Source organism: Pedobacter miscanthi, assembly GCF_003315595.1.
Lineage (GTDB): Bacteria > Bacteroidota > Bacteroidia > Sphingobacteriales > Sphingobacteriaceae > Pedobacter > Pedobacter miscanthi.
Map to the genome: position 1 here is coordinate 261,643 of NZ_QNQU01000004.1, position 14,641 is coordinate 276,283.

At 37.5% G+C, this 14,641-nt stretch carries 15 protein-coding genes; 10 read left to right on the forward strand and 5 right to left on the reverse strand.

All coding sequences use genetic code 11. The features are described from left to right. The first annotated feature begins 2 nt into the window (after positions 1-2). From DRW42_RS06475 to DRW42_RS06490, 4 genes are all read left to right on the forward strand, one after another. Complete coding sequence (locus tag DRW42_RS06475; RefSeq protein ID WP_113948007.1) at positions 3-983, forward strand: PorP/SprF family type IX secretion system membrane protein; 981 nt, start codon at positions 3-5, stop codon at positions 981-983. A gap of 99 nt (positions 984-1,082) precedes the next feature. Then, complete coding sequence (locus DRW42_RS06480) at positions 1,083-1,397, forward strand: RNA polymerase sigma factor (protein ID WP_113948008.1); 315 nt, start codon at positions 1,083-1,085, stop codon at positions 1,395-1,397. A 99-nt stretch (positions 1,398-1,496) separates the two neighbouring features. Further along, positions 1,497-2,105 (forward strand): Crp/Fnr family transcriptional regulator, encoded by a 609-nt coding sequence (locus DRW42_RS06485; RefSeq protein WP_113948009.1) that lies wholly within the window; start codon positions 1,497-1,499, stop codon positions 2,103-2,105. A gap of 800 nt (positions 2,106-2,905) precedes the next feature. After that, positions 2,906-4,267, forward strand: a complete 1,362-nt coding sequence (locus tag DRW42_RS06490; protein WP_113948010.1) for a hypothetical protein — start codon at positions 2,906-2,908, stop codon at positions 4,265-4,267. Positions 4,268-4,604: 337 nt separating this feature from the next. Here DRW42_RS06490 and DRW42_RS06495 read toward each other — a convergent pair whose 3' ends face one another. Next, the gene (locus DRW42_RS06495; RefSeq protein WP_244215213.1) at positions 4,605-5,174 is read right to left on the reverse strand and encodes a 5' nucleotidase, NT5C type; all 570 of its coding nucleotides are present in this window, start codon (positions 5,172-5,174) and stop codon (positions 4,605-4,607) included. A gap of 77 nt (positions 5,175-5,251) precedes the next feature. Here DRW42_RS06495 and DRW42_RS06500 point away from each other — a divergent pair, with 77 nt between their 5' ends. From DRW42_RS06500 to DRW42_RS06520, 5 genes are all read left to right on the forward strand, one after another. Continuing rightward, positions 5,252-6,001: a DeoR/GlpR family DNA-binding transcription regulator gene (locus DRW42_RS06500; RefSeq protein ID WP_113948011.1), complete on the forward strand. Its 750-nt coding sequence runs from the start codon at positions 5,252-5,254 to the stop codon at positions 5,999-6,001. Between the two features lie 23 nt (positions 6,002-6,024). Next, the gene (locus tag DRW42_RS06505; protein WP_113948012.1) at positions 6,025-6,456 is read left to right on the forward strand and encodes a hypothetical protein; all 432 of its coding nucleotides are present in this window, start codon (positions 6,025-6,027) and stop codon (positions 6,454-6,456) included. Between the two features lie 72 nt (positions 6,457-6,528). Continuing rightward, entirely contained in the window at positions 6,529-7,377 is an 849-nt protein-coding gene (locus DRW42_RS06510; protein WP_113948013.1) for a DUF7003 family protein, read from the forward strand. A 37-nt stretch (positions 7,378-7,414) separates the two neighbouring features. Further along, entirely contained in the window at positions 7,415-7,642 is a 228-nt protein-coding gene (locus tag DRW42_RS06515) for a hypothetical protein (RefSeq protein WP_113948014.1), read from the forward strand. Positions 7,643-8,087: 445 nt separating this feature from the next. Then, on the forward strand, positions 8,088-8,930 hold the full coding sequence (locus tag DRW42_RS06520) for a tetratricopeptide repeat protein (RefSeq protein ID WP_113948015.1): 843 nt from the start codon (positions 8,088-8,090) through the stop codon (positions 8,928-8,930). 882 nt (positions 8,931-9,812) lie between these two features. Here DRW42_RS06520 and gap read toward each other — a convergent pair. From gap to pfkA, 3 genes are read right to left on the reverse strand one after another with little or no spacing between them, the layout of a single operon-like run. Continuing rightward, positions 9,813-10,811, reverse strand: coding sequence for a type I glyceraldehyde-3-phosphate dehydrogenase (gene gap, locus DRW42_RS06525; RefSeq protein WP_113948016.1), 999 nt, complete (start codon positions 10,809-10,811; stop codon positions 9,813-9,815). A gap of 8 nt (positions 10,812-10,819) precedes the next feature. Continuing rightward, a complete protein-coding gene (locus DRW42_RS06530) occupies positions 10,820-11,662 on the reverse strand; it encodes a hypothetical protein (protein ID WP_113948017.1) in 843 nt (280 codons plus the stop codon). Between the two features lies 1 nt (position 11,663). Then, entirely contained in the window at positions 11,664-12,650 is a 987-nt protein-coding gene (gene pfkA, locus DRW42_RS06535) for a 6-phosphofructokinase (RefSeq protein WP_113948018.1), read from the reverse strand. Positions 12,651-12,761: 111 nt separating this feature from the next. On the opposite strand from pfkA, the gene DRW42_RS06540 reads away from it, so the two are divergent. Further along, the gene (locus tag DRW42_RS06540) at positions 12,762-13,451 is read left to right on the forward strand and encodes an NUDIX hydrolase (protein ID WP_113948019.1); all 690 of its coding nucleotides are present in this window, start codon (positions 12,762-12,764) and stop codon (positions 13,449-13,451) included. A 240-nt stretch (positions 13,452-13,691) separates the two neighbouring features. Here DRW42_RS06540 and DRW42_RS06545 read toward each other — a convergent pair whose 3' ends face one another. After that, positions 13,692-14,552: an N-acetylglucosamine kinase gene (locus DRW42_RS06545; protein ID WP_113948020.1), complete on the reverse strand. Its 861-nt coding sequence runs from the start codon at positions 14,550-14,552 to the stop codon at positions 13,692-13,694. Between the last annotated feature and the right edge of the window lie 89 nt (positions 14,553-14,641).

Below are 14,641 nucleotides of genomic sequence, written 5' to 3' on the forward strand. Positions count from 1 at the left end.
ATATGATAAGTTTAAAAAAGATCTTACTTGTTTTTATTGTCTGCATGGCATTTTTAAAAATACATGCCCAGCAAAATGCACAGTTTGGTCAGTATGTTTTTAACGGAATGTACATCAATCCGGCTTATACCGGTTACAAAGAGGAACTTTATCTGCAGGCTTTTGCAAGGGCACAGTGGACCGGTGTGAAAGGAGCGCCACAAACCCTGTCGATTTCGGCTGATGAAGCAATAAATGACGAAAGTCTGGGTATAGGTGGCATTATAACCAAAGATAAAATTGGAGCGCAAAGTGCCTTAAATGCTTCGGCCAATTTCGCCTACCGCATTAAGTTAGACCGTACCGAAACCAATATTCTTGCATTTGGCCTGGGCGTTGGCGTAATGCAGATCGGTTTAGATGGCAGTTTGCTTGATCCGATTGAACAGGGCGATAACCGCATCCCCACAGGCAATGTAAGTCAGGTAATGCCCGACATCCGTGCCGGCATCCATTATTCTAATGAGAAATTTTTTATAGGTTTCTCTGCAGATAACCTTTTGTCTAAATCTTTATCCGTTTTTAGCGATTACAACCTGCTTAACATAAAAGTACAGCCGCATTTTTATTTAACATCCGGACTGGCACTTCCGCTGAATGATGAATTTGTATTTAAGCCCACTTTTTTGATTAAAGATGATCTGCATGGACCAACATCATTAGATCTGAATGCTTTTTTGCTTATCAAAGAACGTTTCTGGCTAGGGGCTGTTTACCGGACTTCAGTTAAAATATATCCAAAACAGAACCTGGATAGTAATCTCCGCGACCGTGCAGCTGTTGGTTTTATCAGCGAATTATTTGTGCGGCAGAACCTGCGCATCGGTTATGGCTACGATTACAGCTTAAATAAACTGGGTAATTATGATTATGGCTCGCATGAAATTTCAGTTGGTTATTACCTGGTTACCAAAAAAAGCAGGCGCCCAAAATGTTACTTTTAATTTATCACTTTTAGGGGTACTCTTTTTGGTTGTTTGATTAATCCAAAGTAATTAAACAAATTTATGTTATCCATGTTCAGCTTATAATATCAATTTATTATGGATGTGGCAGTTAACCGGATTACAAATCATGATTCCAATCTAAAAGTTTGGTTATCAGACGAGGAAATCTTTTATAACCAGCTGAGGAATCAGGACGGCAAAGCATTCAAAGTGCTATATAAACGGTATGCAGCAGCCATTTATGGATCGATTATCCGCAAAGTAAACGACGAGGAGAAGGCTAAAATGATTTTGGATCAAACCTTTTCTGAATTGTGGCGCAATTTTTCAGATTATGACGCAACAAAGTTGCGTATTTTTAGTTGGATCAATCAAATTGCACTTCAAAATATCAGGAAAACTACCGTTTAATAAGTTTTTAACAGCACAATCGTGTCAATAATCTACTTTATTTTTAAGTTTCAGTTGTATTTGCTATAATTAAGGGTCTAAAGTCTATCCTTATTTTATATGCTTGAATCCCGAAAGGTATTTTTAGTGAATGCTGTATTGAATTATTTCAGCAGTTTAAGCCCCATAACGCAGGGCTTTATTCAGGAAATTGAAAAAAATGTTCAACCTATACAGGTTAAAAAGAATAAATATATTCTTTCGCCTATTGATAATAATGATGATGTTTTTTTTGTGGTAAGCGGCCTGGTGAGGGGATTTATCAAAGATGATGGCAAAGAAATTACCACCTGGATAAGTTTAGAAACCGAATTTATCGGGGCCATCCAGCATCCTGATGAGAGTATCCAGCCTTCAATTGAATATTTACAGGCACTCGAAAATTCCGAGCTTGTACCCATTCCCCGTGCTTTGATTGATAGACTGTATAGCCTTTATCCCGAAACCAATGTAATCGGGCGAAAAATCCTGGCGCTGCAATATCATGCTGCATCAGAAAGATCTATACTCGCCCGCATCCCTTCGGCAGAGCGGCGTTACGAAAAGTTTCTGGAATTAAATTCATTTGATGTGTCGAAAGTCCCGTTGCGTTGCATTGCCAGTTATTTAGGCATGCGCCTTGAAACCCTGAGTCGCATACGCAGTAAACTGGTAAAGGAATTGGTGTGATGTTAATGTCGTAATTTCCTGAAGCATCGCGGAATAGAGAGATCTACCCGGATAGATCTCTCGACTACGTTGCTCTCCGCTCGAGATGACGCCTCCAATGCTATTAAGTTAAGCCGATAACCCCGGATAATATAATTTAACCACAGATAAAAAGGATGCACACAGATAAAATCCGTGTTTATCTGTGTGCATCTGTGGTTAAAAAACCTAACTTAATAGCATTGGAGACGCTGAGACCAGTTAGGTTTATTTTACCTGTAAATGAAACTTAGTTTGCGCTCGTTTCCAAACGAGTGTATGAATAGCTAAACGATTTTATCGTTTGTAACTACAAACTATTCAATGTTCGTTAAAAACGAGCCTTAACTGAAAATGAAGATTGCAGGGAATTTCTGTGTTTTCTGTGAATCCGCGGCAAAAAATAATTGGAACAGAAAAAAGTCTTAGCAAGACGCTTACAATGCTATTAAGTTAAGCCAATAACCCCGGATAATATAATTTGACCACAGATAAAATCCGTGTTTATCTGTCTGCATCTGTGGTTAAAAAACCTAACTTAATAGCATTGATGACGCCTCGAGGAGGTAGTTTTCTTCTTCAGCGTTCTGTCGATAATATCAATTTATATGCAATAAATTAAAACATGAGATAACGTAACTCGAAGAAAGTTATATATATCAACATTATTTATATTATATTTAAGGTATGGAAATACTACTTGAATTATTGTTCATTTTGCTTTGCCTCCCTTGGAAAAAGATGGCAAAATGGCTTGAGTTTGAAAAATAACACAAACTATTATGAACGAGGTGCTTTGGGATAAGATCATTCAGTTTAATCTCGATCATCTGTCGGGCGAATATTCTTTTTCGATCAGGCTGGCCAATGAAAACGGATGGACTGCAGACTTTACTGAAAAAGCCATTCTGGAGTATAAAAAGTTTATGTATCTCGCGGTCATTTCTGATGATATGGTTTCGCCTTCTGCCATTATTGATGTTGTTTGGCACCAGCACCTTATTTTTAGCCAGTCTTATCAGGATTTTTGTTCTTTATTGGGTAAAGTTATCCAGCATATTCCTTCTACACATCATAAAACAGAGTTTGGGCAGTTTAAAAGAGCCGCAGAACTAACCCGGCAACTTTATATCGGGAATTTTGGCGAACAGCCTGAAAGTATTTGGCAGAACGATACCATGCTGGGCAGTTTAAACCTTAAACCGGCTAAAATTACAGCTGGCTTTTTTGCACTTTATGGTTTGCTGGCTTTCGTTTTGCTGATTGTTCCCTTTTACTATCTGCTTAAACCGATTTATATCCATATCGATAATCCATATTTTATTCTGGGCTTGCTTGGGTTAATACTTTCTGCTTATGTGATACTTCATTTATACACGAAGAACAGGTTTAAACAGCTGGCAGGTAGTTTTGGTAAAGAATCTTTTATCTATCATCTTCAACCATTTGAGCTCATTTATCTTAAAAGCGGGAAATTGGATGATATCATAAATGGAACAATCAGCGAACTAATGCATGATGGTGTAATAAGGATCGGCGCTGATCAGCGGGTTTGTATTTCAGGCAAAACCGATCAGCTTTTCGGTGAACAACTGCAGGTAATTACCGTTTTAAAAGATAGAGGTAATATTTTTTATCGTGAATTGCTTCATCTATTACGGGCTAAATCTATTTTTACGATTACTGCCCGGAGCATTGATCAATTGAAGGGTTATCTTAATCAATCGAAGCCATTTGTAAAAGTGTTTTATCTCAATTTTACAGTTTTTGTAACCTTAATCATGTTTCCACTAATTCGCCTTATTACAGGCATTTCGAGGGGTAAACCTGTTGTTGAAATTGCAATTTTACTGGGCCTTCTGGTTGTTTTTACAATTAATCACCTATATAAACTGAATCAGCAGTTTTTTGGCCTTACCATCCCCGATCTTTATGCGAACACGATTCTTCCAGCGATAAAAGATGATCCGAATTGGCGTTGGGACTATTTTTTATACGGCTCAACGGTATTATCAGCCAGTCTGATCCCCTTTGTTAATAATGTTGAAAGGAATAGGAGTGGAGATGCTGGTGGCGGAGCCAGCTCCTGCGGTTCATCATGCGGAAGTTCCTGCGGAAGCTGCGGTGGTTGTGGTGGTGATTAACCGAAATTTTATTTGCAATAAATTAAAATCTTCATCAAATCTTAATCTTTCTGCCGTAATATTGTAGGCATAAGGGGTGAGAGCCTTATATCAACTTCATAGTTGAGAGCGTTAATTTAGATAGAGGGTGTAGCCAGTGGCTACATCCTTTTTTTATTAATATGAATCCGATCATTATTTTCCTATTGCCGATTTAATTAATTTTTTATTAAAATGGTCGTCACCCTGAATTTATTTCAGGGTCTATCACGCTAAAATGATGCTGGGCACGAAGTAGCTGCCAGGACCTTTTAAAATAACTAATAAAATAATTCAGCATGACGAATCAGGCTATTTATTATGCCAATGTCAGGTTTTCCTCTTCCAGTTGTTTCAACAAAGCAGGTACCTCTTTCCAGTGGTTGATGCGCTGATGGTGATCTTTCTCCACATTGTGGAATGCAGTAAACATTAAAGGTTTTCCTTTACAGAAATCGAGGTTTTTACAATGATCATCAATTAAATAATCGGTATCTATAATGCTTTTATCGCCACATAAGATAATATTTCTCCAGCTGATAAAAGGAAAATGTTCGGCAAGCCATTCGTGTTTTTCGAAAAGTGATAGAGGAAACTCCATCGCAGCAGATACAATGTAAATTTCGTAATCTTCCATTAGTTGCTTTACCGTTTCAATGGCACCGTCCATAACCGGTAAATTCCTGAAAAAACCTACCCGGTTGCAGATATTCATCACAACGGCCCTATCCGGAAAAAGTTCTTCTTCCTGTTTACCTTTAATATCGTCGCGCGTAAGTAAAATGCCTGTTTCTGCATAGTAAGTCTGTAATATATGATCTTCGATATCGGCCAGTACGCCATCCATATCAATGCCTATTGTCTTTTCATAGTTTGCTATATTTTGCAACAAAAATATTTAATATTGCAATATATTGCAAATTTAAATTTCAATAAATTCTTATATTTGCAATATATTGCAGCAATATGGTAAAAGAAGAGCGTTTACAGGTAATTATAGATACCCTTGAAAAGGACAGTAAAGTAAGGCTGGATGAATTGAGTACATTGCTCAATGTATCAGAAGATACGGTGCGGCGCGATATTAAAGAACTCGATTCTCAGGGGCTGCTGCGAGCGGTTAGAGGGGGAGCAATTTCCCATTCACCTGTTCCTCAGCACTACAGGGAGCGCGAAAAATACAATCAGCAGCACAAACAGATCATAGCGCACAAAGCTTTAGCCTTTTTAAAAGATGGTCAGGTGGTGTTTTTTGATGGTGGTACTTCTGTTGTTGCCCTTGCCGCCGCTTTGCCTAAAGATTTAAAAATCACCATCATTACCAATAGCTTTCCTGTGGCTAACATTCTGGAAGACCACCCAAGTGCCGAAGTGATATTTGCCGGCGGAAGATTGCATAAAACCGCATTTACCACTATGGGGCAGGATACCGTTGATACCTTTAGAAAAGTAAGGGCCGATATCTGTATGCTGGGCATTTGTAGTTTGCACCATAGCATGGGCATTACTTCCATTATTTATGAAGATGCCCAGCTGAACAATGTTATGATTAACCAGGCACAGAAAACCATTGCGCTTTCTGCACTCGAAAAAATAAATACAGTAGAATCGTATTACGTTTGCCCGGTTACCGATGTAGATGTAATCATTACCGAAACCACTCCTGATGATGAAACTTTGGCGCCTTACAAACATTTAGGGATTGAAGTGCTTTGACAGATTTTTTATATCTTCATTAAATGAAAAACGCTGCTCTCATTCTTTTGGTTCTAATTGCCGTATGCTCGTATAAGGGCTACGCGCAGATTAAGACCAGCACAGCCACAGTAGCTGTTCCCCAACCTGATTACGCAGGCAGTTTGCCTACCTATACAAAAGGTGGCTTAAAGGGGTTTTATAATTATTTGAGTAGCGAGGTAACGCCTTTGATGAGCAAGGAGGGGTTTAAAAACAGTGGTTATCCCCCAGCTAAATTAAAAATGCGGTTGTATATCAATGAACAGGGAGATATCACTGATGTTGGTTTTCCTGATGAAAGCCTCTCTAAGGATTGTGAAGCTAAAATGAGGGCCAAACTTTTAACATTAAAGGGCTGGAAAGCTCCTGTTGTTGATGGTAAGCCTGTTAAAAGTACTTTTCTCTGTAGCATCAATTGTATTTTGTGGCAATGATGTTTGCATTTTTTTATTCAAAAAAGCATATTTAATTAATTGTATAGAATGAATCGATTGCTAATCGCAACAATGCTACTATTATGCGCTTGTTTTGGAAAAATAAAACAAGGTACTGCAAAAAGTGGCTTAGTAAGGTTTACAGAAAATGAAATATTGGAACAACTCGATCTGTCATTTAAAGACATTCCCGATAAATATTATCCTGCAGGAAAACATGGTGATATTAAGTATAACTTTTTCCTTGATCTTGAACACGGTTATTTCAATACGGCAGGCAACAGGATTCATTTATTTGCCGATGACAAACGTTGGGCGGTAGTTTTTGAAAAAAGCGGTTATCAAAATCGCGCAACTGCCGCTTCGATAGAACTCGATTACATTGGGAACTGCATCAATTATTCTGTTGAAAAATTTGAGGAAACAACCTATATCAGCAATACGGCAAACATAACACTCATTGATTCCGATGAATTTACAAGAATTGAAGATAAGGAAAGTAAAGAAAGCTTCGAAATAATTGCCAGGGATATAAAGGAAATTAAGGTCCGCGATAAAATTGTGCCATTTAATAATAATTATCTCGACTATGAAAAGCTGGGCATTAAGGTTAAAGAATATGATAATCCCAATAAATTGATCGGTTTCCCGGATTTTATAAGGTATCTGCACGAAACTGACCCCGAATTGATCAGTGCAACTGATAGTGATATCCGTCAGCATATCCCAAAAGATATTCCTAAATTAACGACAATAGACAAATTTCACTACTCAAGCCATTACGATGATAAGGTATTACCGAGTGGGCAGGAGCTTTATAAATTGATTGCCAAGATTATTGTAACAAGGGATACTGCGAATTGGAAACCGACCCAGAAGCCCAATAACAGCTGGAAAAATTGGGAATCAGGTAATTTGTAGAGAGAAGTACGGATTGTATAAATTTTAATGCTCATCAATGTTTAATAATATTTTACCATACCGTATCCTGCACGAACTCATATTGATTTACGCTTGCTGGAGTATTGGATTTTTCTTTTTTAGGAAAAACGAATTCATTGGCAAAGCCGACATGGCCGTTATCTGGCTGATCAGGGTGGTAGGGATCGCCTATTTTTTGCAGTTTCTAATCGTGTTAATACCGGCTGGTGGTAGGGCAGTGAATATGAATCATACGCTTTTATAGGTCACGACTTTAGCCTGTTTCTGTTCGAAATTTTATTTTTTCTATTGGTATGTCTGTTTTCCACACAAAGCCTTTGGTTCAGTTATTTCCGCAAAAACAGATTTTGGCGCTTAACTTTTGGGTTTTTAACATTGGTTGCAGTCTTAACAAATAAAATATTGCTGTTGTTTAGCGGTTCCGAAAGGGATTATATACCTTCATCATGGCCATCTAATTATGGATCTCCGTCTTTACATATCGAATCGGTTATTGCATTTTGTTTGGTAATAGGGTTGGGTTATTTTATAATCAGAAAAAATAATTGAATTATCGATTGTTTAATTATGAAGTAACATGCGTCGGCTTTCTTTGCTGGTTATAGGTAATTATTTAAAATGAAAAAATAGGTATATGATTATTGTTGTTATTTTTATCATTAACAGTTTATAGTCAATCAGATAAAGGAATGGATAGTAGATTTTTCACCAAAAGAGAGTTTAATAGTGGTTATTCTGAAGAAAAGTATGCTGCCACTAATGTTTATAAAAGAATGCTGAAGGATGGTTTTAAAGATTATGCCCTGGCAAAGTTTGATATAGACTTTATTTCAGACAGCTCGCAAAAGCTGGATTCGTTAAGTGCTTTTTTGCAGGAGAACTATGATTTTAAATTCGAAAAACTGGTTCAGGATGATGATCACTGGATTTTAACGGGTACAGCCACTGCCTTGCCCTACACCGAAGAGGACTTAATGTTTTGGGTGATCGATTTATATTGTAAAGGTTACGAGTTTGATTGTAGGTTGGATGGTTATGGTGCATTATCGGATCCAGACAGTTCAAGTTATCTCGAAGCCGACCCCGAAGTTCCTGTTGATTTTTATAATGAAGGTCTTAACGAAATTAACAAAAGAAATTTTGGTAAAGCCATCATCTATTTTTCGGTGGCAATAAAATCATCACCTAAAATGAAAGAAGCTTGGCAGGCCAGGGGCTATTGTAAAGAGATGATTTATAGTTATAAAGCCGCTCGGAGAGATTATGACAAAGCTTTAGAAATAGATCCTGATTATACTGATGCATTATTGATCAGAGGCACCAATAAAGATGATGCCGGTGAATACGACGGGGCATTAAAAGATTATAATCGAGTTATAGAGTTGGAGCTGGATAATGGCCTTGCATATTACAACAGGGGGAATACGAAATTTAATCTTGGCGATAAAAGTGGCGCATGCATGGATTGGGCAAAAGCGAAATCGCTTGGAGAAACAGATGCGCAAAAAAGAATCGATGCAGAATGTAAATAATTTAAAATCTTCGTCATTTCGAGCGGAGTGTAACGTAGTCGAGAACCACGAAGTGCTCAGCGAAGCTAAATCTGCCTTAATAGATCTCTCCATTCCACTGCGTTCCAGTCGAGATGACGAATTTTCTTTTAAGTCCCATCAATTGCATTAGTTGTTCGGCTGAAAATTCTTTGTGAAGCAAAATTTATCTTTTACTTTATTGCGATCGTCACCCTGAATTTATTTCAGGGTCTTTTCTATGAGGTTAATGAGAAGTGATGATTTAGCGGGAGAGAGTTTGTTTCAATTCCCCCTTAAATAAGAAAAGAGATACTCCATCCAGACGTATCTCTTTTTTCTAACCAAATATAAACCTGTTATGAGCCAGGCTTTGTCTTTAATCTTCTATCAAAACCGGGGTTTTTCAAGAAAATGATTTATCTTTTTTAAGGTGAATAAACATCGTTCCGTTTATTACTCTACAAATATAGGAAAAAATTTGATAGTGTAAAAAATACACTAAGAAAATTTTAAGTTTTTTTTCTGTCATTTTTTAATTACTAATCTTTTTCTGAATGATTTTGCTTTTAAAAACGACTGTATTGCAAATATAGCTTAAAAATGTGTTAAATAATTGTTAAATATTATCAAATTATAATACGATATAGTTAAATCGTCTCAAATTCTTATTGAAAAATGATTTTTATCAATTTTTAAACTTCATTTTGTCTTGAATTTATTTTTTAAGATAATTTTGATGACGTAGTTTAGGTTAAAAATATTTTTTTAGCTAAAAATGAAATATAATTTATAGATGAAAATTGTATTTAAAATAAAAAGGCAACATTAATTGAATAATGTTGCCTTTTATATGGTTTAAAAACCGCTTATTGCTTTTTTTTATTATAAACTAGCGTAATATTCTACGAATTTAGCTAAAGCTGAAGAATATCCCCACTCGTTATCGTACCAAGATACCACTTTAACGAAATTATCGTTCAATGAAATACCTGCTTTTGCATCAAAAATAGAAGCATGGTCATCACCGATGAAGTCAGAAGAAACAACTTCGTCTTCGGTATAAGCCAGCACACCTTTTAATTCGCCTTCAGAAGCTGCTTTCATAGCCGCTTTGATTTGCTCGTAAGTAGCTGGTTTTTCTAAACGTGCAGTTAAATCTACAACAGAAACGTCAGCAACAGGAACACGGAACGACATACCGGTTAATTTACCTTTCAATTCAGGTAAAACCATACCAACTGCTTTAGCAGCACCTGTAGAAGAAGGGATGATGTTAGAGAAACCACCACGGCCACCTCTCCAGTCTTTAGCCGAAGGACCATCAACTGTTTTTTGAGTTGCAGTTACTGCGTGGATTGTACTCATTAAACCTTCAACAATACCGAAGTTATCGTTTAAAACTTTAGCAATAGGTGCTAAACAGTTTGTAGTACAAGATGCATTCGAAACGATAGTTTGATCTGCAGTTAATTTATCGTGATTAACACCCATTACATAAGTAGGGATATCGCTATCTTTTGCCGGAGCAGAGAAAACTACTTTTTTAGCACCTGCAGCGATGTGTTTTTCCGCATCAGCACGGGTTAAGAATAAACCTGTTGACTCGATTACCACCTCAACACCTACAGCATCCCATTTTAAATCAGCTGGATTTCTCTCAGCAGTTACACGGATCGTTTTGCCATTAACAACTAAGTTACCGTCAACAACTTCGATGGTACCATCAAATTTACCGTGGGTAGTATCATATTTTAACATGTATGCCATATAATCAGGCTCGATCAGATCATTGATCGCTACAATATCCAATCCTCTTTTTAATGCGGCTCTGAAAACCAGTCGGCCAATACGGCCGAAGCCGTTTATTCCAATTTTGCTCATTGTTTTTGTTAATTAGTGTAATGTTTTAATAAATTTTGTATTGGTTCTTTAATAATGCTTTTAATTTCTAGTCCGTATTTACCTGCTGTAAGCCTTAAACGGTCTTCCAGTTCGGCGGCCACTTTACCTACGATATGCAGTTCGCTGCCTTTATGTTTTTGCGAGGTTGGCAGAATATAAGTTTCGAAATATTTCTCAAATCCCTCATCAATCAGCTTACGGATATACTCATGTTTGCTGTTCTGGGTAATAAAATCGAAAAATGAAGTTAAAAATATATTTGCCTGTGGCTTATTGTAAATGCGTTCTAATATCTGAGGGCGATCCAGATTATGCGTTAGCGTAAATTTGGCTTCAATATCTTTCGGCATTTTATGGCTTAAAAATTCTTTCAGAAGTATTTTTCCGAAATAATTTGATGAACCTTCATCCCCGAGGATATAACCTAATCCAAAGTTATTATTCAACGGTTTTTTCCCGTCGAAGTAAGCGCAATGTGCACCGCTGCCCAACATGCCTACAATACCGGGCTGGTTATAACAAGCGGCAATGGCTGCGCCAAAAAGGTCATTTTCTACTACAACTTTGCTGTATTTAAAAAATGATGAAAGGGTTTTGGCCAGTTCCTCTTTTCTGTCTGCCGATGATGCCCCCGCCGCGAAGAAATAAATCTTTTTAATGTTTTCGGCATTGTTTACCAGGGCAACTTTTTTGTTTAAAATCTGTAAGATCGTTTTAGGATCAACAAAGCAGGGATTTAAGCCGGTAGTATTGCAGTGTGCCACCACCTGTCCATTTTGGGTGATTTTCCAAAATGCCGTTTTCGATCCGCTATAAACAACTGCTATCATATTATATCGAAAGTACCTCGGTCATTTCCATTAAATCGGGTTCGAGTTTAAAAGAATGAGCCGTTAAAGCCTCTCTTATGCTGGTTAATTTTATTTCGTTTCCTTTTAAACCCACCATTTGTTCTGTTTCGCCTGCAATTAACGCATTTACTGCCGCAAAACCTAAACGGCTGCCTAAAATTCTGTCGAAACTGCTCGGGCTACCGCCACGTTGCAGGTGACCAAGGATGGTTACTTTGGTATCGTAATGATCGAAAGTTTCCTTTACTCTTTTGGCGATATCGTAAGCGCCGCCCTGTTTATGTCCTTCGGCAACAATTACAATACTCGACGATTTTTTAGTTGCTGCACCCAGCGCCAGTTTTTCAATCAGTTCGTTTACACTGGTTTCTTTTTCAGGTAACAATACTGCTTCGGCACCGCTGGCAATCGAACTTCTTAAAGCTATACAGCCCGAATCACGTCCCATTACTTCAATAAAAAACAAACGATCATGTGCATCGGCAGTATCCCTGATTTTATCAATCGCTTCGATTACCGTATTAATGGCTGTATCGTAGCCTAAGGTAAAATCCGATCCTACCAAGTCGTTATCAATTGTACCCGGTATACCAATTACCTTAACACCAAAAGTTTCAGAAAAGCGTTTGGCACCCGTAAAAGTTCCATCGCCACCGATAACCACCAATCCGTCGATATCGTTTTTCTTTAAATTGTTATAGGCAATCTGCTGACCTTCGTCTGTTTTAAATTCTAAACAGCGTGCAGTTTTTAATATGGTACCACCCAAGTGTAAAATATTACTTACCGAACGGGCGTCCATTGGTTTTATGTTGTCGGTTATTAAACCCTGATAACCCTGCATTACCCCGAACATATTAATGCCGTGGTAAATTCCGGTACGAACAACAGCTCTAATTGCAGCATTCATTCCTGGGGCATCGCCTCCAGAAGTTAATACAGCTATATTTTTTATATTTGGCTCCATCTTTATAATACGAATATAGTGTGTATTTTTTACACTAAGTAATTTATTTTATTTTTTTTACTTAATATTGAAAGTCATACCTTTATCTGCTTAAAATAACTAAATTTTACTTTGGAACAAATTTTACCTCATTTAGATTCTGTATTCTCGATAGATTGCGTTTTGTTTGGATTTGATGGTAAGGAACTAAAAATCCTGCTTATCGAAAGGAATGAAGAACCGTTTAAGGATTGGTGGGCACTGCCCGGTAATATTGTTGGTCCTGATGAAAGTTTAGATCAGTCTGCCTCGCGGATTTTGTACGAACTTACCGGTTTACGCGGTATTTATATGGAGCAGTATTATGCTTTCGGCGATCCGCACAGGCACCCGCAGGGTAGGGTAATTACACTCGCCTATTATGCTTTAATCCGTTTGGGCGGTGATAAAGATTTGCGTCCGATTAGTACCTATGCAAAACGTGCCAACTGGCTGCCTATTACCGATCTGCCTAAACTGGCTTTCGATCACCAGAAAATCTACGATAAAGGTTTAGAGAAAATAAAACGCAGGATTAAACACCAGCCGATTGCCTTTGAGCTTTTGCCGGAGAAATTTACCTTAACACAATTACAGCATGTGTACGAACTGGTTTTGGGTAAAAAACTGGATAAACGGAATTTCAGGAAAAAGATTGTAAGTTTTGGCGTATTAAAAGAACTTGATGAGAAGCAAAAAGGTGTATCTTACCGTGCAGCTACTTTATACCGCTTTGATAAACGTAAATACGCGAAACTTTTTGGTAAGGAGATTTCGTTTTAGCGGGGGGCGATGGGCGAGTAGCGTTTGGCGTTTGGCGTGGATTCAACTTCTGAACCACAGCTGTCACCCTGATCCGATAGCTATCGGATTTATTTCAGGGTCTTCTTTGAGTGAAAATATAAATGTTAACTGAAATTATTATAAAAAGAAAACCCGGTTTGAATTTCAAACCGGGTTTTTTTATGTTGTTCTACTCGACTTTGGACTAAAGACTCCAAACCGGAAACTCCCAACTCCAAACTAAGCCTTCGGCGCTAGTTCCAGGTGATAGTGAACCAGGTCATCTATAGGTGAGCGGATAATTTTACCCACGCCCATTTCGTAACGGTCGGCCACAATACTTAAAATATCGCGGAAACTGTAACCTACAGAACCCACACAGTTTAATTTATGGTCTTTATAGTTAGGGTAGTGAATTACCAAAGCTTCGAAAAATGCAGTAAAAGCATAATCGATGGTTGCAAAAGTATAATCCTCATAGCTATCTTTAAAATCGTATAAGAATTTACTAAAGCTTGCGCAGAAACGGTTTGGCAATGGCTTGTTGTAAATGTTATCGAAAATATCTTCGTTGGTTAAAGCATAGTTATCGTAAAAAGCTTCACGTAAACCTTTTGGCATATAACCTTTCATGTAATCGCTTAAAATACGTTTACCGATATACGAACCGCTACCTTCATCACCCAAGAAATAACCCAAAGAATCGATGTTCATGGTAATTTCAGATCCATCATAAAGGCATGAGTTGGTTCCTGTACCTAAAATAGCTGCAAATCCTGGCTCGTTTCCAAGAAGTGCCCTTGAAGAGGCAAGTAAATCATGACCAACAAAAATGGTTGCATTGGTAAAAACCAGTTGCATCGCATCAGCAACAATCTTAACATTTGCAGGTGTAGAACAGCCGGCGCCGTAATAATAAACCGCTGTTAATTTCTCTCTTTCCAAGTGGTCTGGAAGAGTCTCATTCAAAGACTTCACAATGTAATCTCCTTTTGAGAAATATGGATTGTAACCTTCGGTGTTAAAGTAAATTTTTCTGCCGGCCTCGTTAATCAAGCACCAATTTGTTTTGGTAGATCCGCCGTCTGCAATTACTATCATTTTATTTATTTTTGGTTTTAGCACGATAAAAGTATAAAAAGTCTTATATTTTGTATCCTTTTTTTTAATAATTTTTTAACAATTTGTTG